The following is a 24,172-nucleotide window of genomic DNA, read 5'->3' on the forward strand; positions in this document are numbered from 1 at the left end:
TCACCCTCCTCGTCACGCACTACCCCGTCACCACGACGCCGCCGTCCACCACCATGGCCTGGCCGGTCATCATGCGGCTGGCATCAGAGGCCAGGAAAAGCGTGGCATCCACGATATCCTGCGGTTTGAGATGTTCCTTGAGGCACTGCCGGTCCATGTGCGCGGCCAGGGCCTCGGGCTTGGCCCAGAGCTCGAGTTGCTTGTCGGTCAGCACCCAGCCCGGCGCCAGCGCGTTCACCCGGATCGCGTCGGGTCCGAATTCCCGTGCCAGGCTGCGGGTCATGCCGTTGATCCCGGAATTCGCGGTGGTGTAGAGCGGATATCCCGCATTGCCCATCATGTAGCTGACCGAGCTGAAGTTGACGATCGCCCCACCGCCCAGCGCCTTCATTCCCGGCATCACCGCCTGACAGGCAAAGAAATAGGCCTTGAGATTGATCGCCATCATCCAGTCCCAAAAGGACTCGTCGACCTCTTCTGTGGTGTGGCGCTTATCGTTGGCGGCGTTGTTTACCAACGCACGGATCGGTCCATTGGCCGTCGCCGCTTGCTCCATAGCTGCCTTGAGCGCGGGAATGTCGGTGATATCGCACTGCAGGAACAGCGGGCGGTTGCCGGTTTCCCGCTCCATCTGGTCGACGAAGTCGCTCGCGTCCGACCGACCCACGAAGGAAACCTTCGCCCCCTGCCGCAGGAAGCCCTCGGTCAGGGCCGCACCGATTCCGGAACCGCCTCCGGTGATGAAGACGGAGGCACCGTCGAGGTCATGAAAGGTGGCTGTGCTCATCAGTGGCTCTCTCTTGTCACGGGGCGTGTATCCTTGCCCACGAGGAAGTCCAGGTCCGCGCCCCGGTCGGCCTGAAGCACGTGGTCGATGTAGAGTTTGGCATAACCGCGGGTGTAATGCGGCGCGTCGGGCTGCCAGTTCGCGCGGCGGCTCTCAAGCTCGGCCGCGTCAACCAGGAGCTCTAGCTGCCCCGCGCTGGCCGACACCCGGATACGGTCGCCGGTCTGCACCAGCGCCAGGGTGCCGCCGGCCTGCGCCTCGGGCGAGACGTGCAGGATCACGGTGCCATAGGCGGTGCCCGACATGCGCGCGTCGGAAATGCGGATCATGTCGCGCACGCCCTGCTGCACCAGCTTTTTCGGGATCGGCATGTTGCCCACCTCGGGCATGCCCGGATAGCCCTTTGGCCCGCAGCCCTTGAGGACAAGGATGGTTTCCGGCGTCACGGGCAGGTCGTCGCGGTCGATATTGGCCTTCATGTCCTCGATGTTTTCAAAGACATGGGCCTCGCCCTCATGTTCCAGAAGCGCGTCGGTGGCCGCCGAAGGCTTCACGATGGCCCCCTCGGGCGCGAGATTGCCACGCAGCACCCGCAGCCCGGCAGCGGGTTTCACCGGGCTGTCATAGGGCCGGATCACGTCCGCGTTGTAGCACTCGGCGCCCTCGGCATAGGCCGCGATATCGCCGCCCAGAACGGTCCTGGAGGATGTCAGAAGCCCCTGCTCGGCCAGTTCGCGCAGGACCACCGGAACACCTCCCGCGTAGCAGAAATCCTCCATCAGGTATTGGCCCGAGGGCATGCAGTTGACCAGCAGCGGCACCTCGCTGCCCTGTTCGAAATCGTCGAGGCTCAGGTCCACACCCACGCGCCCCGCCAGCGCCAGCAGATGCACCACGGCGTTGGTCGACCCGCCCACGGCGGCATTGGCAAGCACGGCGTTGATGAAAGCCTCTCTCGTCAGCACGTCAGAGGGTTTCAGATCCTCATCTACCATTTCGACGATGCGCTTGCCGGTGAGATGGGCCAGCGCCATGCGACGCGCATCCACCGCCGGCAAGGCGGCATTGGTGGGCAGGGACATGCCCATCGCCTCGACCAGCGATGCCATGGTGCTGGCGGTACCCATGGTCATGCAAACGCCCTTGGACCGGGACATCCCGCTTTCGGCGGCCATGAAATCCTGCAGGGTCATTTCGCCCGCGCGCACGGCCTCGGAGAATTTCCAGACATCCGTGCCGCTGCCGATATCCGCGCCCTTCCACTTGCCGTTCAGCATCGGCCCCGAGGACACGACGATCGAGGGCAGATCGACGCTGGCCGCGCCCATCAGCTGGCCCGGCGTGGTCTTGTCGCAGCCGCCAAGCAGCACGACGCCGTCGATCCCGTAGGCGCGTATCGATTCCTCGACATCCATGGCCAGCAGGTTGCGGAACAGCATGGCGGTCGGCTTCATCTGGGTCTCGCCCAGCGACATGACGGGGAATTCCACGGGGAAACCGCCCGCCTCCCAGACGCCGCGCTTGACGCCCTCGGCCAGCTCTCTCAGGCCCGAATTGCAGGGCGTCAGTTCCGACCAGGTGTTGCAGATGCCGATGATGGGCCGCCCATCGAAGGCGTGATCGGGAAAGCCCTGGTTCTTCATCCAGCTGCGGTGAATGAACCCGTCGCGGTCGAGCTTGCCATACCAGGCGGCGCTGCGTCGTGTCTTGGTCATTTATTCCTGTCCGTTCCAATCGGAAATTAGGGCCTCAGGCCGCTTTCTTCACTTGCGCCCAGCCGGGCAGCCAGTCGCCATGGGCCGCCAGCAGGTCATCCACCAGCGCCCGGATCTGGCGCAGGTCCAGTTCGGCGCCGGTGTGGGGGTCCATCATGGCCGCGTGGTAGATGTGTTCTGGCGCTTCGTCCACCAAGGCACGGACAGTCAGCTCCTGCACGTTGACCTGGGTGCGCATCAGCGACACCAGCTGAGGCGGGATGTCCGTGACGACAGAGGGTTGCACGCCGTTCTGGTCGACAAGGCAGGGCGTTTCAACCGCGGCCCCCATAGGCAGTTGCGGGATCTGCCCCCGATTGGGCAGGTTGCCATAGGCGGTGAAGGGCTGGTCTGTCACGACCGCGTTCATCATCTCGGCGGCGAATTCGTGGCTCTTGGGAACCTCGATGGTGGCCTGCTGGGCCAGATCGGCCGCCTGTGCCTTCCAATCGGCAACCTGTTCGACGCAGCGCTTGGGATATTCATCCAACGGGATCCCGAAGTCCTCGATCAGATCCTCGCGGCCGTCCTTGATGAACCAGGGCACATACTCTGCAAAATGCTCGCTGCTTTCGGTGCAGAAGTAACCCAGTTGCTCCATCACCTCGTAGCGGACCTTGTTGGGGCAACGCGGCATCAGAAGCGGCGATTTCGGCAGCCGCCCGGCGCGGTAGCCTTCGCGCAGGCGCGGATAGAGCGAGGCGCCGCCCGTATCCTCCAGCCGCAGGAAGAAGGCCACGTGGTTCACCCCCGCGACCCTGTAGCGGATGTCGCATTCTTCCATGTTCAGGTCATGGGCCAGTTCCTGCACGGTGTTCTGCACCGAGTGGCACAGCCCCACCTGGCGGATATGCGGATAGCGTTCGGCGAGGGCCCAGGTGTTGATGGCCATGGGGTTCACGTATTGCATGAGCAGCGCATCGGGGCAGACCGCCGTCATGTCCTCGGCGACCTTCCACAAATGCGGCACGGTGCGCAGGCCCCGCATGATCCCCCCCACGCCCAGCGTATCGGCGATGGTCTGGCGCAACCCATAGGCCTTGGGGATTTCGAAATCGGTGATCGTGCAGGGATCGTATCCCCCGATCTGGAAGGCAGTGACGACGAAATCCGCGCCTTCCAGCGCGCGACGCTGGTCGGTATGGGTCGTCACCCGCGCGCCGCTGCCCATGGTCGCGATCATGCGCCGCGCCACCTGTTCAGATTCGGCCAGCCGGCCCGTGTCGATATCCATCAGCGCGATCTCGGCGTCGCGCAGCGCCTCGAAATGCAGCATGTCGCCCACGATGTTGCGCATGAAGATCGTGGATCCTGCACCGATGAAGGTCAGCTTGGTCATTTGACGGCTCCGAGTGTGAGGCCTGCGATGAAATGGCGCTGCATCAGGAAGAACATCGCAACCGGCGGCAGGGCCGCGACGATGCTGCCTGCGCTCATCAGGTGATACTGCGCCACGAACTGGCTGTTGAAACTTGTGATCCCGGCTGTGACGGGCTGCGCATCCGGCCCCTGGGTCAGGACCACGGCCCAGAAATAATCGTTCCAGACGAAGGTGAAGATCAGCACCGACAGCGCCGCGATGGCGGGCTTCATCAGGGGCAGGACGATATACCAGAAGATACGCCATTCCTTGACGCCCTCGACCCGCGCGGCCTCGATCAGCTCGTATGGCAGCGCGCGGATGAAATTGCGCATGAATAGCGTGCAGAACCCGGTCTGAAAGGCGATGTGGAACAGCACCAGCCCCATCTTGGTGTCATAAAGGCCCACGTCGACCGTCAGGTCGCGCACCGGCACCATGAGGATCTGGAAGGGCACGAAGTTGCCCGCGATGAACATGAAGAAGATCAGCAGATTGCCCCGAAAACGGTAGATTCCCAGCGCGAAGCCCGTCATGCAGGACAGTGCCACCGCACCGATCACCGTGGGCACCGTGATCAGGACCGAATTCCACAGATAACGCGGCATGTCGCTTTCGAAAAAGACCTTGCCGTAGTTCGTGAACAGCTCGAAGGACGAGGGCACGCCCCAGTAGTTGCCTGACGAGAAATCCACTGCGGGCCGGATCGAGAACAGCGCCACGGCCAGCAAGGGCAGAAGCCACAGGATCAGCGCCAGGGGCACCAGCGATTGATAGGTGACCTGCGCTGCGCGCGACCGCTTTTCGATGGGTGTCGGAAACATGTCTCGCCCTTTCCGTTCAGTGCCGCGCGGCGCGTTCTTCGCGCCACATCGACCAAAGGAAGTAGCTGATGAAGACCAGCATGATCAGAAACAGGATCACCGCGATGGCAGATCCATAGCCCATGCGGAATCCGTATTCCGACAGGGCCTTCTCGAACATGTAGAAGGACAGCACCCGCGTGGACCCGAAGGGTCCGCCATTGGTCATGACCGAGATCAGGTCGAAGGATCGCAGCGCGCCGATGATCGTCACCACGAAGGCAATGAAGGTCGCGGGCCGCAACTGCGGCAGGATCACGTGCCAGAGCATCCGCGGCCCCTTGGCCCCATCCAGCCGCGCGGCCTCGATCTGCTCGGGGTCCACGGCGTTCAGGCCGGTCAGGTACAGGATCATGCAATAGGCCGTCTGCGGCCAGAGCCCGGCCGCGATGATCCCGTAGGTCGCAAGGTCGGGGTTGCCGAGGACGTTCACTTCGCTGCCGAACCAGCCCAGGACCACGTTCAGCAACCCGACGTTGGGCAGGTAGAACCAGGAAAAGACAAGGCCGACAACGACCTGGCTGATGACGAAGGGAAAAAAGAACAGCGACTTGTAAAGCCGGATTCCGGCAATGGTCTGATTGAGGAACAGCGCGATGAACAGCCCGCCGGGGATCGCCAGCAGGTAGAGCACCAGCCATTTGAGATTGTTCCAGAGCGAAACCTCGAAATTCCGGTCCGACATGAGTTCGCGGTAGTTCTGCATACCGACGAATTCGCCCTGTTCTGACAGGCTGCCCAGCCCGTTCCACTCGAACGCCGATATGTAGAAGCTCTGAAAGATCGGCGAAATCACGTAGACCGCGAAAAAGGCGATACCTGGCAGCAGGAACATCAACGGCGTGATGATCATGCGGTGACGTTGCAGCCAGCCCTGGGTGGGTGGATCGGGTGCGGTGGTCATGGCGTCTCCTCCGGCTGCGGCGCGCTGGCCGCTGGCAACACATGCGGAAGCCCCGGATCGGGCTTGCGGATGGGATGCGGGTGGCGCGGCCGGGGCCCCGCATCCGAGGCCCCGGCCTGCATCTGCTTAGTCGTAGATGCGCTCGCGCGCGCTTTCCAGACGGGCGAGGATGTCGTCCAGGTTGTCCGGGAACACCATGAACTCCTGCAGCCCTTCCATGCCGATCGAGGCCATCTCGGCCGGGAAATCGCGGTCGAAGAACTGCGCGATCCCGCCGGTGGCGTTCTCCGACAGCATGGTGAAGCCCTGCTGGATGAACTCGTCATCCGCCACGGAGGCATTGGCGTTGACCGGAAGCTGGCCCAACCCGTCGGGACCGTTGATTTCCGACTGCACCTCGGCCGAAGTCACGTATTTCAGGAATGCGCGGGCCGCTTCGACGTTCTGCGCGCCCGAGGCGACGTGGAAGGTGTCGGTCGGCGCATCTTCGCCCATCGCAACGTCGGGGTTGATCGCCGGGAACTGGTAGAAGTCGATCTGGTCGTCGCCCAAACCGGCATCACGCAGCTGCGGCACCACGAAGTTGCCCATCAGGTAGGCCGCGGCTTCGCCGTTGACCATGAAGGGCAACGCCTCCTGCCAGCTGTAGGTCTGGTGGTCGTCAATGAAGGCGCCCATGTCGATCAGGGTGCGCCAGTTCTCGAAGGTCTGGCGAACGCCCTCGTCCTCGGTCCAGGACAGCTCGCCTCGGGCCAGGGCCATGTGATGGTCGAACCCGTTGGTGCGCATGTTCAGGTAGTCGAACCAGCCGCCGGCGGTCCACAGGAACTTGCTGCCGATCGTGTAGCACTTGCGCCCGGACTCCAGGATCGCTTCGCAGTTCGCGATTTCCTGTTCGAAGGTCTCGGGCTCTTTGAGCCCAAGCTCGTTGAAGATGTCCTCGCGGTAGTAAACGCCCCACTGGTAGTAGGTGTAGGGGATACCCCACTGCTTGCCATCCATGGTCAGCGCGCCCTTGACGGACTCGAGACCGTCGTAGTCGCCAGCCTCCCACCAGTCGGTGATATCCATGAACAGGCCGGAATCCACGTAAGGCTCCATCCGGTTGGCGGCATACCAGTTCACCACGTCCGGCGGGCTGGCCGACAGCGCGTTGCGGATCTGGCTCTTCCAGGCCTCGCGGTCGACGATGTCCAGTTCGACCTCGAGGTTCGGGTGCATCTCGTCGAAATCGGCCGCAAGGCCTTCCATGACCTCGCGCGGCGCGGGGTTCGACATGTCCGAGATGATGCGAAGAGTGCCTTCGAGCTCCGAGTGCGCCTCGGCGAATACAGGGCCGGAAAGGCCCGTGGTCATCGTCAGCGCCACGGCTGCCGAAGTGAGTTTCTTGAGCATTGGTGTCCTCCCATAATGCAGTGTCGGAAAGTTCCAAATAATGAAACTTCATTCCAACTATTGAAACTATGCGGGATTCGGGTTATGAAAGTCAACACCCCGGCCGCAACCGTCGGGACAAGGGAGGACATCGGCGGAGATGAACCGGCAGACGACGCAGGGCGGGCACGCCGACGGAACGGTCGGCAAGGCACTGGAGGTCATGGATCGCGTCGCCGCGAGGGGCCGCCCCGTCCGCTTTGCCGAGCTCCTGGCCGAATCCGACCACCCCAAGGCAACGCTCTACCGGCTGCTGCAGACCCTCACCAGCCAAGGGATGCTCGCCTACGACGAGGCCCGGCAGACCTATGCGCCGGGTTTGCGCCTGGTCCGACTGGCCCATGCCGCCTGGCAGCAAAGCTCCCTCGCACCAATCGCGCGGCCTTACCTGGACGCCCTGTCCGAACAGGTCGGCGAGACCATTCACCTGGCCCAGATGGACCAGGGGCAAGTGCTCTACGTGGACAAGCGAAACGCCCGCCGACCAGTCGAGATGTTCTCGGAGGCCGGCAAGATCGGCCCGGGCTACTGCACCGGCGTGGGCAAGGCCATGCTGGCCTTCTTGCCGCCCGACGACCGCGCAAAGGCAGTGAACATGCAGTCCTTCTTTGCCCACACCGCCCATACCCTGACGACGCCGCAGGCCCTGACAGAGGAACTGGCCGCGATCCGCGCCGCGGGCGTGTCCTTCGACCGCGAGGAACACGAACCGGGCATCATATGCATCGCCGCGCCGATCCTGTCATCGGCCGGCCGGGTGATGGGGGCGCTGTCGATCACGGCATCAACCCAACGCAATACGCTGGACGGGCTGGAACGACTGCGCCCGGCCCTGACCGAAACCGCCGAAAAGATCGTCGAGGCTGCCGAGACCTGGCAGTTCCCCGACTGACCGCGCAAGGAGGAGACCCTGATGACTGGCGTAACCCTGACACAGGCCGTCAAGAAATACGGCGCCACGCAAGTGATCCACGACATCGACCTGACCGTTGAGGACGGCGAATTCTGCGTCTTCGTCGGCCCGTCGGGCTGTGGCAAGTCCACCCTTCTGCGGATGATCGCGGGCTTGGAAGAGACGACCTCGGGCAATATCAACATCGGCCCCCGCGACGTGACGCGGGTGGACGCCGCCGACCGCGGGGTTGCCATGGTCTTCCAGACCTACGCGCTTTATCCGCACATGTCGGTCGAGGAAAACATGGGCTTCGGTTTGCGGATGACGGGCCACCCCAAGACGGAGATCCGCGAGAAAGTGGCAGAGGCCAGCCGCATCCTCAAACTCGACGACTACCTGGATCGCAAGCCCAAGGCGCTGTCGGGCGGCCAGCGTCAGCGCGTGGCCATCGGACGCGCCATCGTGCGCGGCCCCGAGGTGTTCCTGTTCGATGAACCTCTGTCCAACCTGGATGCGGAGTTGCGCGTGGACATGCGCGTCGAGATCGCCCGTCTGCACAAGGATATCGGCGCCACGATGATCTATGTCACCCACGACCAGGTCGAGGCCATGACACTGGCCGACAAGATCGTGGTCCTGCGCGCGGGCCGCGTGGAACAGGTCGGCAGCCCGATGCAGCTATACGAGGATCCCGACAACAAGTTTGTCGCCGGCTTCATCGGGTCGCCGTCAATGAATTTCATCGAGGGTACGGTCGAGGGCGGGGGCCTGCGGGTTCCGTCGTTGGGCAACCGGCTGGTCGAGGCACCGGTCGGGCTTCCGGCCGAGGGCAAGCCGGTGCATCTCGGGCTGCGCCCGCAGCACCTGCGGATCGCGCCCGGCGATAGCGAGATCAGGCTGGATATCCGCGAACGTCTCGGTGGCGTGTCCTACGACTACCTGATCCCGCCGGGCGGCGAGAGGATCATCGTGGAAAGCCGTGACAACGAACCCATGCAAGAGGGCATCACCGTCTCGCTGGATTTCGACACCGCCGACGCAATGTTCTTCGACGGCTCGACGGGGGCGCGGCTGCGCTGATGGCCAGTCGCGCGAGACTTGCAGCCAGCGCATAGCGCGATTGCGCTAACATGCGTGGTGCGCCGGGGCGTCACCGCCTAGGTTGGCGGTCGGGAGGACCCCGACCAATGCCATACGGAGGTTTCCAATGGCTGACATGACCGACACACCCGTTGCCGCGCCGCGCCCGCGCGACATCCTGCGCGGACTCGCCCGCGCCTTCTGGACCGCCGCCGAGGCCCATGGCACGCGCGCCGGGCGCCGCCGCCAGATCGAGGCACTGCACGCCAAATCCGATGCCGAACTGGCCGAGATGGGCATTGCACGCGACCGCATCGCGCATCACGTCTTCAGGGATCTCTACTATATCTGACGGGCGTAGGTGCCGGTATCGCAGAAGGCCCGCCGATCGGCGGGCCTTTTTCGTTCCGGCCCACCGACCTCAGGCGGGGTTGTCCATCCGCACGCAGAAACGCACCTTGCCCTTTACCGGCTCGGGCCAGATCACCCGGAATTCATGCCTGTTGGACCCGTTGACCGGGTCGATGTAAGGCTGGTGGAACACCGGGGCCCCGGCCGTATTCGTGATGGCCTGCACCGGCGCGATGCTCTCGATCGTGCGGGTCCAGCCACCGAAGGGCAGGAAACTGCCCGTGTCCACGATCCAGACGCTGTCCTCGGTCTGCTGATTGTGGATGTCGCTGTACGGGTTGCGGACCTGTTCGTTGACACCGTTGAAGGCATTGCCGGAGAACGTAATGTTGCGCATGGTATTGAAGTCCATGTCGGCATAGGTGGTGTCGATGTGCTCGACCCGGTCGATGTTGCCACTGTAGGTGCGGAAAACGTTGCCGGTAACGGCTAGCCCCTGAATCGAATGATTCTGCCCATAAGGCTTGACCACGATCCAGCTGAACCACGGCGCCACGTCCGAACACACGAAGATGTTGCCGGTGATCGTCAGCCCGCCGAAGGTGTATTCGTTCTGCGCGTCGGGATGGGCATCGTGTTCGTTGGTGATCTCGATGAAACTGTTGTCGCAGTAGTTCGCCGTGATCGACGAAACGCTGTTGTGCGAGGTCAGGACGATCCCCGCCTGGCGCAAGCCTTGGGATTCGTCGTCTCCCATGAACCAGTGGTTGCCGGTAATCAGGTTGCCATTGCCACCGAGGAACCCGAAGTGCCGGAACCGCGCCGCGCGATTGTTACGAACCGTCGCATCGTTATGGTTGATGTTGAAACACAGGCTCGTGCGCTCGGTCAGCGGCAGGGATTGTTCGTTCGAGTTGAAGATACAGCCGAAAATGTCCAGGCCCGTGCAACCCTTGCCCGGGCTGGTGATGGCCCTGTCCCTGGGCTTGTTGAACTGGCAGTCGCGCACCCGCATGGAATGTCCGTCGGGGGCAAGGATCATGCAGGATGCGATCCCCTTGCAGTGAAAGTCGATGTCTTCCAGTTCCAGCGCGGAAAGCCGCTCGAACCCGGTGAAATCGAGCAGGTACTTGAAGCGCGTGAAGGTGAAGTCCTGCGTCCCCTCGGCGTCATGGAGCGACGAGGACAGCGTGACCTCCTGTCCGGCCACGTCCACCGCCTTGACATAGATCTCGCGGCCAACGCCGTTGCCTGTCACAAGCGCGCCGACCGGGATCGTGGCGGCATTGCTCACGTTGGTGAGCGTCCGGGCGTTGCTGACCGAATAACTCGCCTGCGCGGTCACGACCTCGGTATCCCAGGCTGCGCCCGGGTCGGGCTGCAACTGGCCGTTTCGGATCACGCGGCGCACCTCGAAGGCGGGCTTGTTGACCACGGCGGCAAAGCCGTCGACAGGCTCTGACAGGTTGATGCGCCGCCCGCCCAGGTCGAGCGACTCGTGATCCGAGAAATTCAGCAGCGCCTGGAATGCCTTCCTGAAGGCCAGTTCCTCGTCACCGAAGGCATCGGCATAGGTCGGAAAGTCGAAGTTCTTCTGGAACACCAGCCGGTGTTCGGCGGCCATGGTCACCGTGCCCTCGAAGCGGATCTGGTTCTGGATCGTGACGTTGTCGCCCAGGAAATAGGTCCCTGCCGATACCAGCACCTCGCGTCCGTCGGCATGTGTGTCGGCGGCCTCGAAAGCCTCGCGGTCGTCGGTGACACCGTCGCCCACCGCGCCGTAGTCACGCACATCGACGACGCCCATCATGTCACGCAGAAAGGCGCGGGTGACATCCTCGACCCGGATATCGTCGACGCGGATCAGGCCACCGTTGGGGCCTGTCAGATCCAGCCCGATATGGGCCGACCCGGCCTTGGACCAGACCATGTCGACCCCACCGCGCGGTCCGGTGCCGACGATGGCGCTGATCTCGACCACCTCGCCATAACCGGTCAGGGCAATCTCGGAACCCGCCTTGGTCACCCCACCCAGCACCGACCCGTCGGGCCAGAGCGGAAATCCGGCGATGCGAACGCTTGGCAGCGCGCCCGAGACCGCCTTGACCCGCGCCGTGACCCGCAGATAGCAACCCGGCAGGATGGGTGTTTCGCCCATGTAGCGCAGTTTCTGCACCGCATTGGTCTTGGCAAGCTCAAGGCATCCGCCGAAATCCTGATCGGCAGGCACGAAGACCCCGCTGCCAGACCCCGCGTAGGTATCCGAACCCGGCGTGCCGTCCCCGCTCGACCAGACGTCCAGACCGCCCGCGAAGGCCGGGGGCATCAGCACCACGCCGTCGGTAATGACCTTGTTCATGTTTTCCCTTTCCCGGCAGCGCCGATCAAAACCCTGTGTCTGGGCGAAAGGGGTATTGGGCCAAGGTAAACGCGGACTTGGACCACCGTGACGGTGTCAGGCCCGGCGGCGCAACGCCGCCGGGCTCAGACGCCCACGTCAGGTGCTGGCAGTTCAACCACGCCGTCGATCTGCCAGCCGTTCTGTGTCTCCACCATGCGGTAATCCATCAGGTGGAGCCCGCCGGCCTCGTCCCGGATACGGATCTTCTGCCAGAACTCACCGTCGATTTCCCGCAGCTGCAGGAACCGTGTCTCAGCGTTGTTCCAGACCATCGGGTAGCCACGGCGGACCATCATGCCGAAGGTCCGCGGGGAGCCGAACATGCCCTTGATCATGGGGCTGGCAAATTCGAAGGCCGCGGCACTGTCTTCAGCTTGGAAGGCCCGCATCTGGCCCTCGATAACGGATTGAATATCGGCGTCTTGCGCCACGGCAGGAGCTGCCGCTAGCAAGAAAATGGCGGTCACAAGGCGTTTCATGGTGGCCCTCCGGTTGGTCGTATCTGGAACAGGTACGGACGAACCGGGGGATTGGTTTTACTTCACCAGCTCGCCGCGCAACGCGCTTTCGATCAGGGCGACCGTCTCCTGGATCCCGTAGAGCGCTATGAACCCTCCGAAACGCGGGCCTTGGCTGGCGCCCAGAAGCACTTCGTAGAGCGTGCCGAACCAGGCACGCAGCGGTTCGAACCCATGGGTCTTGCCAATGGCGAAAACGATGGATTGCAGGAACTCGTCGTCATGCCAGTCCACCGTCGGCAGGGGCGTGTCCTTGCCCTCTTGCGCGTTCTTTCGGGCGATCACGTCCAGCGCCCTGCCTTCGTCCTGCAAGCAGGCGGCAAGCTCTTCCAATGCGGCGCGTTCGGTATCGTCAGGCAGGCGGAACTGGCGCGTGGGCTTCACGAAGTCGTTGTAATAGCGAATAGCAAACCCGGCGGCCTGGTCCAGGTCCGGGTTCCCCCCAGGGCTGGCCTCGGGGGCGTAACGCTGGATGAAGCCCCAGAGCTTTTCCTTCTGCTCGGCGCCCGAAACGGCCGCCAGGTTCAGCAGCATCGAGAACGGTACGACCATGGTCGATGCTGGCGCGTTGTGGCCGTGAATGTGAAAGACCGGGTTGTTCACACGCTGCGCAATGTCCTGCGTCGCATAGGCCCGCAGCTGCTGGTGGTATTCGTCCACCATCTTGGGGATCACGTCGAAATGCATCCGCTTGGCCGTCTTGGGCTTGAGATACATGAAGTAGGACAGGCTTTCGGTGCTGGCATAGGACAGCCAATCATCCATCGAGATGCCGTTGCCCGAGGACTTGGAGATTTTCTGGCCGTTCTCGTCGAGGAACAGCTCGTAGGTGAAATGGTTCGGCTTCTGACCGCCCAGAATCTCGCAGATGCGGTCGTAGATCGCCGTGTTGGTGGCATGCTCCTTGCCGTACATCTCGAAATCCACGCCCAGCGCGGCCCAGCGCGCGCCGAAATCGGGTTTCCATTGCAGCTTCACGTTCCCGCCGGTCACCGGAAGGGTCCATTCGCGCCCGTCCTCGTCGTCAAAGGTGACGGTGTGATCGGCGGCGTTCACCTCCTTCATGGGCACGTAAAGGACACGGCCCGTCTCGGGGTGGATCGGCAGGAAGATGGAGTAGGTCTGCCGGCGCTCATCTCGCAGGGATTTCAACATGACCTTCATCACGTCGTCATAGCGTTCGACCGCGCGCTTGAGGACCGCGTCGAACCGGCCCGACTGGTAGAAGTCGCGGGCCGAGACGAACTCGTACTCGAAGCCGAAGGTATCGAGGAACCCCCGCAGCATCGCGTTGTTGTGATCACCGAAACTGTCGTGGGTGCCGAAAGGATCGGGTACCGATGTCAGCGGCTTGTGCAGGTGCTCGGCCAGGCTATCCTGATGCGGCACGTTACCGGGCACCTTGCGCATTCCGTCCAGGTCGTCCGAAAAGCAGATCAGCCGCGTCGGGATGTCGGAGATCAACTCGAAGGCGCGGCGCACCATTGTGGTCCGCAAGACCTCGCCGAAGGTGCCGATATGCGGCAACCCGCTGGGGCCGTAGCCCGTCTCGAAGAGAACCTCGGATTTGCCCGAGGCCTCCACGCGTTTGAGAAGCGCCCGTGCCTCTTCGAAGGGCCAGGCTTTCGAACTCATCGCGGCGTCGCGCAGATCGGACATGTCTTCGGCTTTCCTGTGGGATTGACCCGGCCGTCCCCGGCCGACTGGTTCGCGTCCTATTGCAGTGCCGCGAAAGCGTCAATAAAGGTGAGCCATCGCACAGAGGAGATTGGCCGATGACCCCCGCAGCCCTGACCGCCCAGGACGCTCTTGTCGCCATCATGGTCGCGGTCTCAGCCAGCGACGAGGACATCCGAACGGCGGAACTGGTGAAGATCACCAGCACGGTCAATCACTTGCCGGTCTTCGGAAATTACGACGCCGACAAGATCAGCAAGGTCTCGGCGGTGGTGTTCGACCTGTTCAGCCAGGAGGACGGTCTCGACGCGCTTTTCGGGCTGGTCCGCGACGCCCTGCCCGAACACCTGTTCGAGACCGCCTATGCCCTGGCCTGCGACGTGGCTGCGGCGGACGGCGACATCCCGCAGGCGGAACTGCGCCTGCTCGAGGAAATTCGATACGAGCTGCACATCGACCGCCTGCACGCCGCCGCCATCGAACGCGGCGCCCGGGCGCGGCACCTGGTGCTCTAGTGGTTCAGTCCCGGCGTGGTGTGGTCGCCTGATTTGCAGGCATGCGATGGATGCAGGACAGGGCGCATTCTCCCGCATCGGGAAACATCAAGACCCCCGCCAAGCGCCGCAAGCACGAGACGGTTGACGGCGTGCGGCCAGCGTCGGGTGCAGGCGTTCGGACCGATCTCGCCCCACGACACGGGGCTTGCGCAACCAGAACAGCTTGGCCCAGCCCTGCCATGTCCCGACCGAGGGGCCGTCAGGGTCACAGGGAAACCGGGCGCGCCAGTCCCCGGGCAGGGGCAGCCCGCACCCCTCCAGCCGTTCCAGCATCCAGACGAGCGAGATATTCGAAAGCGGACGCGCCGGTTGAAATCCGCCCAACTGCCGGCCGACATCGCCATGTGTGCCCCGGAACCAGACCTGTTCGACCCGTGCATCGCGCTCGGGCGGGCAAGCCCAGAGGACCGGGGCATAGGCCTCGCGCGTCTCGTCATGGGCCAGCGCATGGAAGCCGTGCCGAATCACGGGACCCAGGGCGTGGCTGTGGAACCTGTGCTTTTCCTCGGTCAACAGCCACAACAGCGGCAGGCGCAGGCCGAGGGCCTTGACGGTGTCCCAGACGGCGATGGCCTCGATCTCGACCGGTTGCCGGCAGTAGTCGCGGCGGAAGGTCTCGGCCACCGGGCCGCGCGCGCCGGACTGGTAGTGTCGATAGGCCTGGCGGATCATCCGCTCGGTCGCGCAATCGGCGCGCACCAGTCCCACCAGATCCACAATCCCGGCCAGCGACCGCACCGCGTATGCCCCGCGCGAAAACCCTGCGAGGATGATCCGGTCGCCGGGTCGGTAGCGCGAGGCCAGCACGCCGTAGGCGCGCCGGATTTGACGATTTATGCCCCGGCCCATCATCACGTCAACCTTGCGCGACCAGTCCCGCCACTGGATGCCCGCCTCGTAATAGACCGTCAGGTTCGCGCTGCGCCCGGCCTCCAGGACCAGCTTGTAGAGCTGGCCTGCGTGGCTCTCGTCGCCCTCCACGAGCGAGGACATGGTGCCGTCGATGATGATGACATGCGTCGCGGGTCCTCGGTGACGCTGCGAACCGGCCTCGGCCCAGGGGCCGCGGCCGAAGAACGACAGGATCCGGTCACGAAACCCCATTCCCCGCCTCGTGCAGAAGCTGCCAGACCCGGTTGGGGGTGAAGGGCATGTCGGCGCTGGCCACCCCGCGCGTGGCCAGCGCGTCAAGCACCGCGTTGGCCGTGGCGGCCATCGACCCCACCGTGCCTGCCTCGCCGCATCCCTTCATCCCCATCGGATTATAGAGCGAAGGGGTGGACTCGGTATCGAAGCTGAACATGGGCACATCATCTGCGCGCGGCATGGCATAATCCATGAAGGTCGCCGTGATCAGCTGACCGTCGGCGTCGTAGTGCGCCTGTTCGGTCAGGGCCTGGCCCACGCCCTGCACGACGCCGCCATGCACCTGGCCCTCGGCCAGCATGGGATTGATGAGATTGCCGAAGTCATCGACCACCGTGTAGCGATCAAGCGTGACCTTGCCCGTGTCCGGGTCGATCTCGACCTCGGCCGCGTGGCCGCCATTGGGAAAGGACCGGTTTTCCAGCTTCGTGGTGCGCGAATGGCTCAACAGGTCTTCGCGTCCCTCGGCCCTCGCCATATCGGCCACCTCAAGCATGGTTGGCGTCAGGTTCGACCCGGGAATACGGAAGCGTTCATCGTCGAAGCTGATGTCCGCGGCCACGGTGTCTTCCTTCTCGGCCAAGTAAGCGGCAAAGGCGCCGGTGATGGCTTCGACCGCGCCCAGCGTCGCGGTGTTCTGCACCGTGACCGAGCGCGACCCGCCTGTCCCCCCGCCTTGGGCGATCAGGTCACTGTCGCCCTGCACCACGGTGATGCGGTCCGCCGGGATGCCGGTCTGATCGGCCAGAAACTGGGCGAAGACGGTCTCGTGCCCCTGACCGTTGGATTGGGTGCCCACGAAGATCGAGGCGGTGCCATCGGCGTTGAAATCGACCCGGGCGGTTTCCTCGGGATCGCCCAGTATGCTCTCGATGTAGTAGCACAACCCCAGGCCGCGCAGCTTGCCCCGTGCTTCGGACGCGGCACGGCGGGCGGCGAAGCCGGCCCGGTCGGCATTGTGTTCCAAACGGTCAAGAACCCGGCTGAAATCGCCCACGTCATAGGGCTGTCCGGTCGCGGATGTGTAAGGGAACTTGTCCGCCGGAATGAAGTTGCGACGGTGCAGATCCCACGGATCGACGCCCAGGTCGCGGGCGGCATAGTCCATGGCCCGTTCCAGAACGTAGATCGCCTCGGGCCGGCCCGCGCCGCGATAGGCATCGACCGGCGCGGTGTTGGTATAGATGCCGCGGCAGCGCAGGTGGATCGCCTGGAAATCGTAGACACCCGGCGCCACCTTGGAAAACAGGTCGGTCTGGATCGGCTGGGCGAACTGCGAGTTGTAGGCGCCGAGATTGGCCAGCGTGTCCAGCCTGTAGCCGACCAGCCGGTGATCCCTGTCGAAGGCCAGCGTGGCCGTTGTGCGCAGATCGCGCCCGGCGTTGTCGCTCAGCATGGCCTCGGTGCGTTCGGACATCCAGCGGACGGGTTGGTTGAGCATCCGTGCCGCCTGGGCCACCACGAAGGTCTCGGGGTGGTCCATCCCCTTCATGCCGAAGCCGCCGCCGGTGTCGGGATTGGTCACGCGGATATCCTCGGGCGCCAGGCCCAAGTGCCGGGCGGCGCTTTCCTTGGGGCCCCAGACCCCCTGGCCGTTCACGGCGATATGCAGCCGGCCATTGCCCTCGGGCTCGGCGTAAGCCCCGCGCGGTTCCATGGAATTGACGATGACGCGGTTGTCGCTGATCTCGTAGGTCAGGATATGCGCCGCATTTTCCATGACGCTGTCCACCGCCGCGGCATCGCCCAGCGCCCAGTCGAAAGCAACGTTATTGTCCACGCCCGCGTGCAGTTGCGGCCCACCCGGGGCCACCTCGACATGCGCCTCCTCATCCTCGAAGTCCAGGGCGATCATTTCGGCCGCATCGCGGGCCTGCTGGAGCGTCTCGGCAACGACCATGGCAATGGCCTCGCCCACGTAGCGCACCCGGTCACCCGCCAGCAGCGGGCGGTCGGGGCGCGCACCGCGGCTGCCGTCGGCGTTGCGCACAACGGTGCTTTTCATGGTCACCTGCAAGCCCTCTGCCTCAAGGTCGGCAAGGGTCAGCACCAGGTGCACGCCCGGCGCCGCGCGCGCTTCGGCCACGTCGAGGTCGGTGATGCGGGCGTGCGCCACGGGCGCGCGCAGAAAAACGGCGCGCAGGGCCCCGGCCGGCGCGATGTCATCGACGTAGCGGCCATGGCCGGTGAGGAAGCGCTGGTCCTCGACCCGGCGGACCGATTGGGATTTGCCGAATTTTTCCATGCTGGCCTCTCGTGGTTGTTGCCGCGACCCTACCGGTTCCAAGGGCCGTGTCCAGCCCGTGCGCTCGGTCCCTCTTTTCGCCGCCGCCCGTGCGGGTTACAGGGGGAGCGCGACAGTCAGGGAACGCATATCATGCCCATGGAAAAGACCTTCAACGCCGCCCAGGCGGAACCGCGCATCTACCAGGCCTGGGAAGACAGCGGCGCCTTCGCGGCGGGCGCCAACGCCAAACGCGACGAGACCTTTTCCATCATGATCCCGCCGCCCAACGTGACCGGCGCGCTGCACCTGGGACATGCCTTCAACAACACGCTTCAGGACATCCTGATCCGCTGGCACCGCATGCGCGGCTACGACACGCTCTGGCAGCCGGGTCAGGACCATGCCGGCATCGCCACGCAGCTACAGGTGGAAAAGAAGCTCAAGACCGAAGAAGGCAAGCGCCGCACCGATCTGAGCCGCGAGGATTTCCTGGCGCGCGTCTGGGACTGGAAGGAAAACTCCGGCGGCCAGATCATCGGCCAGCTGAAACGGCTCGGCGCGTCCTGCGACTGGTCGCGCAACGCCTTTACCATGTCCGGCGCCCCCGGCGCCCCCGCGGGCAACGATGGCAATTTCCATGATGCCGTCATCAAGGTCTTCGTGGACATGCACCGCAAGGGGCTGATCTATCGCGGCAAGCGGCTGGTCAACTGGGACCCGCATTTCGAGACCGCGATCTCCGACCTGGAAGTCGAGAACATCGAGGTCGACGGCCACATGTGGCACTTCAAGTATCCGCTGGCGGGTGGCGAGACATACGAATACGTCGAGCGCGACGAGGACGGGAACGTCACCCTGCGCGAGACGCGCGACTATATATCCATTGCCACGACACGACCCGAAACCATGCTGGGCGACGGGGCCGTCGCGGTGCACCCCGATGATGCGCGTTATGCGCCCATCGTCGGCAAGCTCTGTGAAATTCCCGTCGGCCCCAAGGACCATCGCCGGCTGATCCCGATCATCACCGACGCATACCCAGATCCGGATTTCGGATCCGGCGCGGTCAAGATCACCGGTGCGCATGATTTCAACGATTACGAGGTCGCCAAGCGCGGCGGCATCCCGATGTATCGCCTGATGGACACCAGCGGGCACATGCGCGCGGATGGCGCCCCCTACGCCGAAGAGGCTGGGCGCGCCCGGCACTTTGCCGAAGGCGCGGATTTCACCATGGCGCAGGTCGATGCGATCAACCTTGTCCCCGAGGCCTATCGCGGGCTGGACCGCTTCGAAGCGCGCAAGCGCGTTGTCGCGGACATCGACGCCGAGGGCCTCATGATCGAGGTCGAGGACAAGAAGATCATGCAGCCCTTCGGCGACCGTTCCAAGGTGGTGATCGAGCCGATGCTGACCGACCAGTGGTTCGTGGATGCGCAAAAGGTCGTCGGTCCCGCGCTGGAAGCCGTCCGCGAGGGCCGCACCGAGATCATGCCCGAAAGCGGCAAGAAGACCTATTTCCACTGGCTGGAAAACATCGAGCCCTGGTGCATCTCTCGTCAGCTGTGGTGGGGGCACCAGATCCCTGTCTGGTATGGGCTGAACCTGGGTGTCGACGACGACCTGAACGCGAGCGGCGAGTTGGACGAGGTCCGCCTGCTGGGCCTTCTGACCGAGGGCGGGATGCTGCATCGGCAAGAGGTCAGCCACTGCGCCTTCAGCTTCGACGAAGTCATCCCGCTTTTCGAGAACGACAACATCGACGTGCCCAACCCGATCAGCCATGCCCGCGTTATCGAGGTCGCCGACAAGCACGAGGCTATGCATAGCTTCGCCGCCGCGCTGGCCGAATACAACGTCACGCAGGACCTGACGAAACTGGTCTATCCGGTCTGGCGTGACCCGGATGTGCTCGATACCTGGTTCTCTTCGGGTCTCTGGCCCATCGGCACGCTGGGCTGGCCCGAGCAGACGGAGGAATACGCCAAGTACTTCCCCACCGACGTGCTGATCACCGGGCAGGACATCCTGTTCTTCTGGGTCGCGCGGATGATGATGATGCAGCAGGCGGTCGTCGGGCAGGACCCGTTCCACACCGTCTACCTGCACGGGCTGGTGCGCGACGCCAAGGGCAAGAAGATGTCCAAGACCACCGGCAATGTCATCGACCCCATCGCGGTCATAGAGGATTACGGCGCCGACGCCCTGCGCTTTGCCAATGCGGCCATGGCGGCCATCGGCGGTGTGCTGAAATTGTCCGAGGACCGCATCAAGGGCTACCGGAACTTCGGCACCAAGCTCTGGAATGCCTGCCGCTTTGCCGAGATGAACGGCGCCACAGGATCGGACGGCACCATCCCGCGGCCCGAGGCCACGGTGAACCGCTGGATCATCGGTGAAACCTCCCGCGTGCGCGAAGAGGTGGACGCGGCGCTGGCCGCTTATCGCTTCAACGAGGCCGCCTCGGCGCTTTATCACTTCGTCTGGAACGTGGTGTGTGACTGGTATGTCGAATTCTCCAAGCCGCTGTTGCTGGACGGAGGCGAGGCAGAAAAGGCCGAGACCCAAGCCACCATGGCCTGGGTGATGGACCAGTGCCTGATCCTGCTGCACCCGATCATGCCCTTCATCACCGAGGAGCTTTGGGGCACGCTGGGTGACCGGGACAAGATGCTGATCCACCAAGACTGGCCCGGCTACGGGACCGACCTTGTCGATGCCGAGGCCGAGCGCGAAATGCGCTGGGTCATTTCCTTCATCGAAGGGGTCCGCTCGGCCCGCGCCCAGATGAACGTGCCGGTCGGGCTGTATATCCCCGTCCTGCAACTGGAAGCGGACACCGCCGCCCGCAGGGCCTGGGCCAACAATGAAACGCTGATCAAGCGCATGGCCCGGATCGAAAGCCTGGAGGATGCGGATCAGGCGCCCAAAGGGTCGCTTTCCGTCACGGCCCATGGTGCGAATTTCGCGCTGCCGCTGGCCGATATCATCGATGTCGAGGCCGAAAAGGCCCGCATCGCCAAGGTTATGGGCAAGCTGGAAAAGGAAATCGGCGGTCTGGCCGGGCGCCTGAACAACCCCAAATTCGTCGAAAGCGCGCCCCAGGAAGTGGTCGACGAAGCCCGCGAAAATCTCGCCCTGCGGCAAGAGGAACTGGCGCAATTGCAGGCCGCCATGACGCGGCTGGAAGAAATCGGCTGACCGGCGCTGCTTCATCTTGGCAAATAAACTCATGCCCCGCGCTGGCCGGTTGTGCCAGGATCGGGGCATGAGCCGTTCGTTTCGCCAACTGACCGAGCAACAGATCCAGAAGGCGCTGACCGAGGGCCAGCTATCGGGCCTGTCCGGCGAGGGCAAACCCCTGCCGAGGCGCAGCGGCGTCACCGACATGGCGACAGAGGTGGCCACGCGCATCATGGCCGAGGCCGGCGCCCTGCCCGAGGAATTCAAGCTGAAGAAGGCGCTTGAGGCGGCCAGGGCCACTCATGCTGCGGCCGTCACCGAGGATGAAACACGACTGGCCATGGCACTGATCGCCGATCTCGAACTGCGCTACAACATCGCGCGCGAAGCGCGGCGGAAGTTCATGCAGCCCTGAAAGGACCGCCCCTTGATGGACAAACGGCCGGACGCGCGTCACTCTGAAGACATGACAACCGATCCGCGACTGACACCGCTCGTCCAAAGCCTGCCCCGCTCCGTGCCCTTCGTCGGCCCCGAGGCGCATGAACGCGACCGCGGCCGTCCGTTCAAGGCGCGGCTGGGGGCCAATGAAAGCGTTTTCGGCCCGTCGCCACGGGCGGTGACGGCCATGCAGGAGGCCGCACAGGAGGCTTGGAAATACGGTGATTCCGAGAGTTTTGACCTGCGCACCGAACTGGCCGCCCGGCATGACGTGCCCATGGAAAACATCGTCATAGGTGCCGGCATCGACGGGCTACTGGGCTCTTTGGTGCGTTTGACCGTGCCGCAGGGGGCTGCGGTCGTGACTTCGGACGGCGCCTATCCCACCTTCAACTACCACGTCACCGGCCACGGCGGAGTGCTGCACAAGGTCGCCTATACCGCCGATCACGAGGACCCCGAACGCCTGATCGCCAAGGCCGCAGAGGTCGGCGCGCGTTTGATCTACCTGTCCAACCCCGACAATCCCATGGGCACCTGGCACGACGCTGCGACCGTCCACCGCATGATCGAGGCCGTTCCCGAAGGCAGCCTGCTGGTTCTTGACGAGGCCTATATCGACTTTGCGCCCGAAGGCACCGCCCCCGGGATCGACCCCGAAGACCCCCGTGTCATCCGCATGCGCACCTTTTCCAAGGCGCATGGTCTGGCAGGGGCCCGGGTGGGTTATGCCATCGGTGACCGGGGCCTGATCGGCGCCTTCAACCTGGTGCGCGATCACTTCGGAATCGGCCGGGTCAGCCAGGCCGGGGCGCTGGCCGCGGCGCAGGATATCGACTGGCTGGCGCATGTGCAGGCCGAGGTCGCCGCAGCCCGCGACCGGATCCGGGCGATCGCGGCTGATAACAGCTTGGTCACCCTGCCCTCGGCGGCCAGTTTCATGGCCGTGGATTGCGGTGGCGACGGAGCCTTTGCCAAATCGGTGCTATCGGGGCTGCTGACGCGCGACATCTTCGCGCGCATGGCCTTTATCGCGCCGCAGGACCGGTGCATCCGCATCAGCGCGGGCCGGCCGCAAGACCTGGACCTGCTGGCCGAGGCCCTGCCCGGCGCGCTGGAGGATGCCCGAAAGCCATAGGTGATTCTCCGGGAAACTGCGCTATTGTGGCCCGCAGGGTACTGCCGGAGGCCGCCATGTATCACTACCCCCGCCGGGTCGAGAATTACACGACGCCCTTCTTGTGGATGGTCGGAGTCATCCTGTTCGTATCTCTCTGGACCATCGCCTCGGTCGCGGGGTTTCTCTGGGTCGTGATCAGCGCCACCGGGCTCGAGCTGGTCCTGCGAGCTTTGGGTGCGCGCCGCCGCTAGACCGGCAAATCCTGCGCCAGATCGGCCAGCACCGCGCTGGCCGCCGCCGTACCTCCCGGGCCGTGCGGGATGTCCAGGGCGATCAGAGCGCACTCGATACTGGCCAGCACGCCAAGAACCATGTGCGCGTTGACATGGCCCATGTGGCCAATCCGGAAGTAGGCGCTCGCCGGATCACGGCCCAGCCCGATGCCCAGGGTTACGCCGGCCGCTTGCTCGACCCACCTGCGCAGGGCGTCACCCTGGCCCGGCTCCAGGCCGACCGAGGTGATGGCGCGCGACCTTGCCGCCGCGTCGGGCACGTTCAGCCGCAGGGGCCCCGCCTGCCCCCAGGCCTCGCAAGCCGCCCAAATCGCCCGGGCCAGGCCATCGTGCCGCGCCCAGATCGCTGTCAGCCCCTCTTCAGCGATCATGTCGAGCGCCTCGCGCAGGGCGAACAGGTGATGCGTGGGTGCAGTGCCGTCGAAATACTTCCAGTATTCGTCCGGGTTGACCCGCGGCCGCCAATCCCAGTAGCGGCTGACGCGGGCCAAGGTGCCGCGTTGCATGTCCGCCCTTTCGTTGAACCAGACGAAGCCCAGCCCCGGTGGCGTCATCAACCCCTTCTGGCTGGCCGCGATGGTGACATCCACGCCGCTGGCGTCCATCTCGTAGATATCGCAGCCCAGCGAAGCGATGGCATCCACCATCAACAACGCATCGTGCCCGACGGCATCCACGGCCGCGCGGACCGCGGCCACGTCATTGCGCACCCCGGTCGAGGTATCGACCAGAACCATCAGCACCGCCTTGATCCGGCCTGCGCGGTCCGCGCGCAGCGCCGCCTCGACCCGGCCGGGATCGACCGGCGCACTTTCGCCGAAGTCCAGCAACTCGACGCCGACGCCCAGACCCCGGGCCATTTCCCCCCAACCCTTGCAGAAGACGCCGGTCGCCAGCACCAGCACCCGATCGTCCTCGGACACGACATTGGCCAGCGCCGCCTCCCAGGTGCCGTGGCCATTGGCGATGTAGATTGCGGCATCCCCGGTCGTTCCCGCGACGGCCCTGAGATCGGGGATCAGCGAATGGGTCATCTCGTGCAGCGCGCCGGTATAGATGTTGGGCGCGGGCCGCTGCATGGCCCGAAGCACCCGGTCCGGCATGACCGAGGGGCCGGGAATCGCCAGATAGGGCAGGCCTTTCGCAAACATTTCGGTCCAAGGGTCCTCGATTGCCTCGTG

At 64.4% G+C, this 24,172-nt stretch carries 20 protein-coding genes; 8 read left to right on the forward strand and 12 right to left on the reverse strand.

Annotated features, from left to right (window positions below; genetic code table 11):
* Window positions 1–19: 19 nt before the first annotated feature.
* The 6 genes from VJ897_RS05805 to VJ897_RS05830 all read right to left on the reverse strand — a co-directional run bounded on the left by VJ897_RS05805 (window position 20) and on the right by VJ897_RS05830 (window position 7,063).
* A complete protein-coding gene (locus VJ897_RS05805) occupies window positions 20–790 on the reverse strand; it encodes an SDR family NAD(P)-dependent oxidoreductase (RefSeq protein WP_324054173.1) in 771 nt (256 codons plus the stop codon).
* Window positions 787–2,502, reverse strand: coding sequence for an IlvD/Edd family dehydratase (locus VJ897_RS05810; protein WP_324054116.1), 1,716 nt, complete (start codon window positions 2,500–2,502; stop codon window positions 787–789). Before VJ897_RS05810 ends, VJ897_RS05805 begins: the two co-directional genes overlap by 4 nt.
* Window positions 2,503–2,536: 34 nt before the next feature.
* Window positions 2,537–3,880, reverse strand: coding sequence for an alpha-glucosidase/alpha-galactosidase (locus VJ897_RS05815; RefSeq protein WP_324054118.1), 1,344 nt, complete (start codon window positions 3,878–3,880; stop codon window positions 2,537–2,539).
* Window positions 3,877–4,725: a carbohydrate ABC transporter permease gene (locus VJ897_RS05820; RefSeq protein WP_324054120.1), complete on the reverse strand. Its 849-nt coding sequence runs from the start codon at window positions 4,723–4,725 to the stop codon at window positions 3,877–3,879. The genes VJ897_RS05815 and VJ897_RS05820 overlap by 4 nt, the downstream gene beginning before the upstream one ends.
* 16 nt (window positions 4,726–4,741) lie before the next feature.
* Window positions 4,742–5,668, reverse strand: coding sequence for a carbohydrate ABC transporter permease (locus tag VJ897_RS05825; RefSeq protein ID WP_324054122.1), 927 nt, complete (start codon window positions 5,666–5,668; stop codon window positions 4,742–4,744).
* A 126-nt stretch (window positions 5,669–5,794) separates the two neighbouring features.
* A complete protein-coding gene (locus tag VJ897_RS05830) occupies window positions 5,795–7,063 on the reverse strand; it encodes an ABC transporter substrate-binding protein (RefSeq protein ID WP_414706682.1) in 1,269 nt (422 codons plus the stop codon).
* A 139-nt stretch (window positions 7,064–7,202) separates the two neighbouring features.
* Between VJ897_RS05830 and VJ897_RS05835 the strand changes: the two genes are divergently transcribed.
* The 3 genes from VJ897_RS05835 (at window position 7,203) to VJ897_RS05845 (ending at window position 9,429) form a co-directional block, all read left to right on the forward strand.
* The gene (locus tag VJ897_RS05835; protein WP_324054124.1) at window positions 7,203–7,994 is read left to right on the forward strand and encodes an IclR family transcriptional regulator; all 792 of its coding nucleotides are present in this window, start codon (window positions 7,203–7,205) and stop codon (window positions 7,992–7,994) included.
* Window positions 7,995–8,015: 21 nt separating this feature from the next.
* Window positions 8,016–9,077 (forward strand): ABC transporter ATP-binding protein, encoded by a 1,062-nt coding sequence (locus tag VJ897_RS05840; protein WP_324054126.1) that lies wholly within the window; start codon window positions 8,016–8,018, stop codon window positions 9,075–9,077.
* Between the two features lie 127 nt (window positions 9,078–9,204).
* Window positions 9,205–9,429, forward strand: coding sequence for a hypothetical protein (locus tag VJ897_RS05845; protein ID WP_324054127.1), 225 nt, complete (start codon window positions 9,205–9,207; stop codon window positions 9,427–9,429).
* A gap of 69 nt (window positions 9,430–9,498) precedes the next feature.
* On the opposite strand, the gene VJ897_RS05850 is transcribed toward VJ897_RS05845, so the two are convergent.
* The 3 genes from VJ897_RS05850 to VJ897_RS05860 form a co-directional block, all read right to left on the reverse strand.
* Window positions 9,499–11,787: a glycosyl hydrolase family 28-related protein gene (locus tag VJ897_RS05850; protein WP_324054129.1), complete on the reverse strand. Its 2,289-nt coding sequence runs from the start codon at window positions 11,785–11,787 to the stop codon at window positions 9,499–9,501.
* A 125-nt stretch (window positions 11,788–11,912) separates the two neighbouring features.
* The gene (locus VJ897_RS05855; protein WP_324054130.1) at window positions 11,913–12,308 is read right to left on the reverse strand and encodes a DUF4864 domain-containing protein; all 396 of its coding nucleotides are present in this window, start codon (window positions 12,306–12,308) and stop codon (window positions 11,913–11,915) included.
* A gap of 57 nt (window positions 12,309–12,365) precedes the next feature.
* Window positions 12,366–14,006, reverse strand: coding sequence for a lysine--tRNA ligase (locus VJ897_RS05860; protein ID WP_324054132.1), 1,641 nt, complete (start codon window positions 14,004–14,006; stop codon window positions 12,366–12,368).
* Between the two features lie 116 nt (window positions 14,007–14,122).
* Here VJ897_RS05860 and VJ897_RS05865 point away from each other — a divergent pair, with 116 nt between their 5' ends.
* The gene (locus VJ897_RS05865) at window positions 14,123–14,539 is read left to right on the forward strand and encodes a tellurite resistance TerB family protein (RefSeq protein WP_324054134.1); all 417 of its coding nucleotides are present in this window, start codon (window positions 14,123–14,125) and stop codon (window positions 14,537–14,539) included.
* 87 nt (window positions 14,540–14,626) lie between these two features.
* On the opposite strand, the gene VJ897_RS05870 is transcribed toward VJ897_RS05865, so the two are convergent.
* Window positions 14,627–15,685, reverse strand: a complete 1,059-nt coding sequence (locus tag VJ897_RS05870; RefSeq protein ID WP_324054136.1) for a T6SS phospholipase effector Tle1-like catalytic domain-containing protein — start codon at window positions 15,683–15,685, stop codon at window positions 14,627–14,629.
* Entirely contained in the window at window positions 15,672–17,972 is a 2,301-nt protein-coding gene (locus VJ897_RS05875) for a xanthine dehydrogenase family protein molybdopterin-binding subunit (protein WP_324054138.1), read from the reverse strand. Before VJ897_RS05875 ends, VJ897_RS05870 begins: the two co-directional genes overlap by 14 nt.
* A 132-nt stretch (window positions 17,973–18,104) precedes the next feature.
* Here VJ897_RS05875 and VJ897_RS05880 point away from each other — a divergent pair, with 132 nt between their 5' ends.
* The 4 genes from VJ897_RS05880 to VJ897_RS05895 all read left to right on the forward strand — a co-directional run bounded on the left by VJ897_RS05880 (window position 18,105) and on the right by VJ897_RS05895 (window position 22,949).
* Window positions 18,105–21,155, forward strand: a complete 3,051-nt coding sequence (locus VJ897_RS05880; protein WP_324054139.1) for a valine--tRNA ligase — start codon at window positions 18,105–18,107, stop codon at window positions 21,153–21,155.
* A 67-nt stretch (window positions 21,156–21,222) separates the two neighbouring features.
* Complete coding sequence (locus VJ897_RS05885) at window positions 21,223–21,552, forward strand: DnaJ family domain-containing protein (RefSeq protein WP_324054141.1); 330 nt, start codon at window positions 21,223–21,225, stop codon at window positions 21,550–21,552.
* Between the two features lie 51 nt (window positions 21,553–21,603).
* Complete coding sequence (locus VJ897_RS05890) at window positions 21,604–22,716, forward strand: pyridoxal phosphate-dependent aminotransferase (protein WP_324054142.1); 1,113 nt, start codon at window positions 21,604–21,606, stop codon at window positions 22,714–22,716.
* A 56-nt stretch (window positions 22,717–22,772) separates the two neighbouring features.
* Window positions 22,773–22,949 carry a hypothetical protein gene (locus tag VJ897_RS05895; protein WP_324054144.1) on the forward strand — a complete coding sequence of 59 codons (177 nt, stop codon included), beginning with the start codon at window positions 22,773–22,775 and terminating at the stop codon, window positions 22,947–22,949.
* Here the strand turns inward: VJ897_RS05895 and VJ897_RS05900 are convergent.
* A complete protein-coding gene (locus VJ897_RS05900; protein WP_324054146.1) occupies window positions 22,946–24,142 on the reverse strand; it encodes a pyridoxal-phosphate-dependent aminotransferase family protein in 1,197 nt (398 codons plus the stop codon). The genes VJ897_RS05895 and VJ897_RS05900 overlap by 4 nt on opposite strands.
* Window positions 24,143–24,172 lie beyond the last annotated feature (30 nt).

Origin of the sequence: Salibaculum sp. (genome assembly GCF_035270045.1) — a bacterium.
GTDB lineage: Bacteria > Pseudomonadota > Alphaproteobacteria > Rhodobacterales > Rhodobacteraceae > Salibaculum.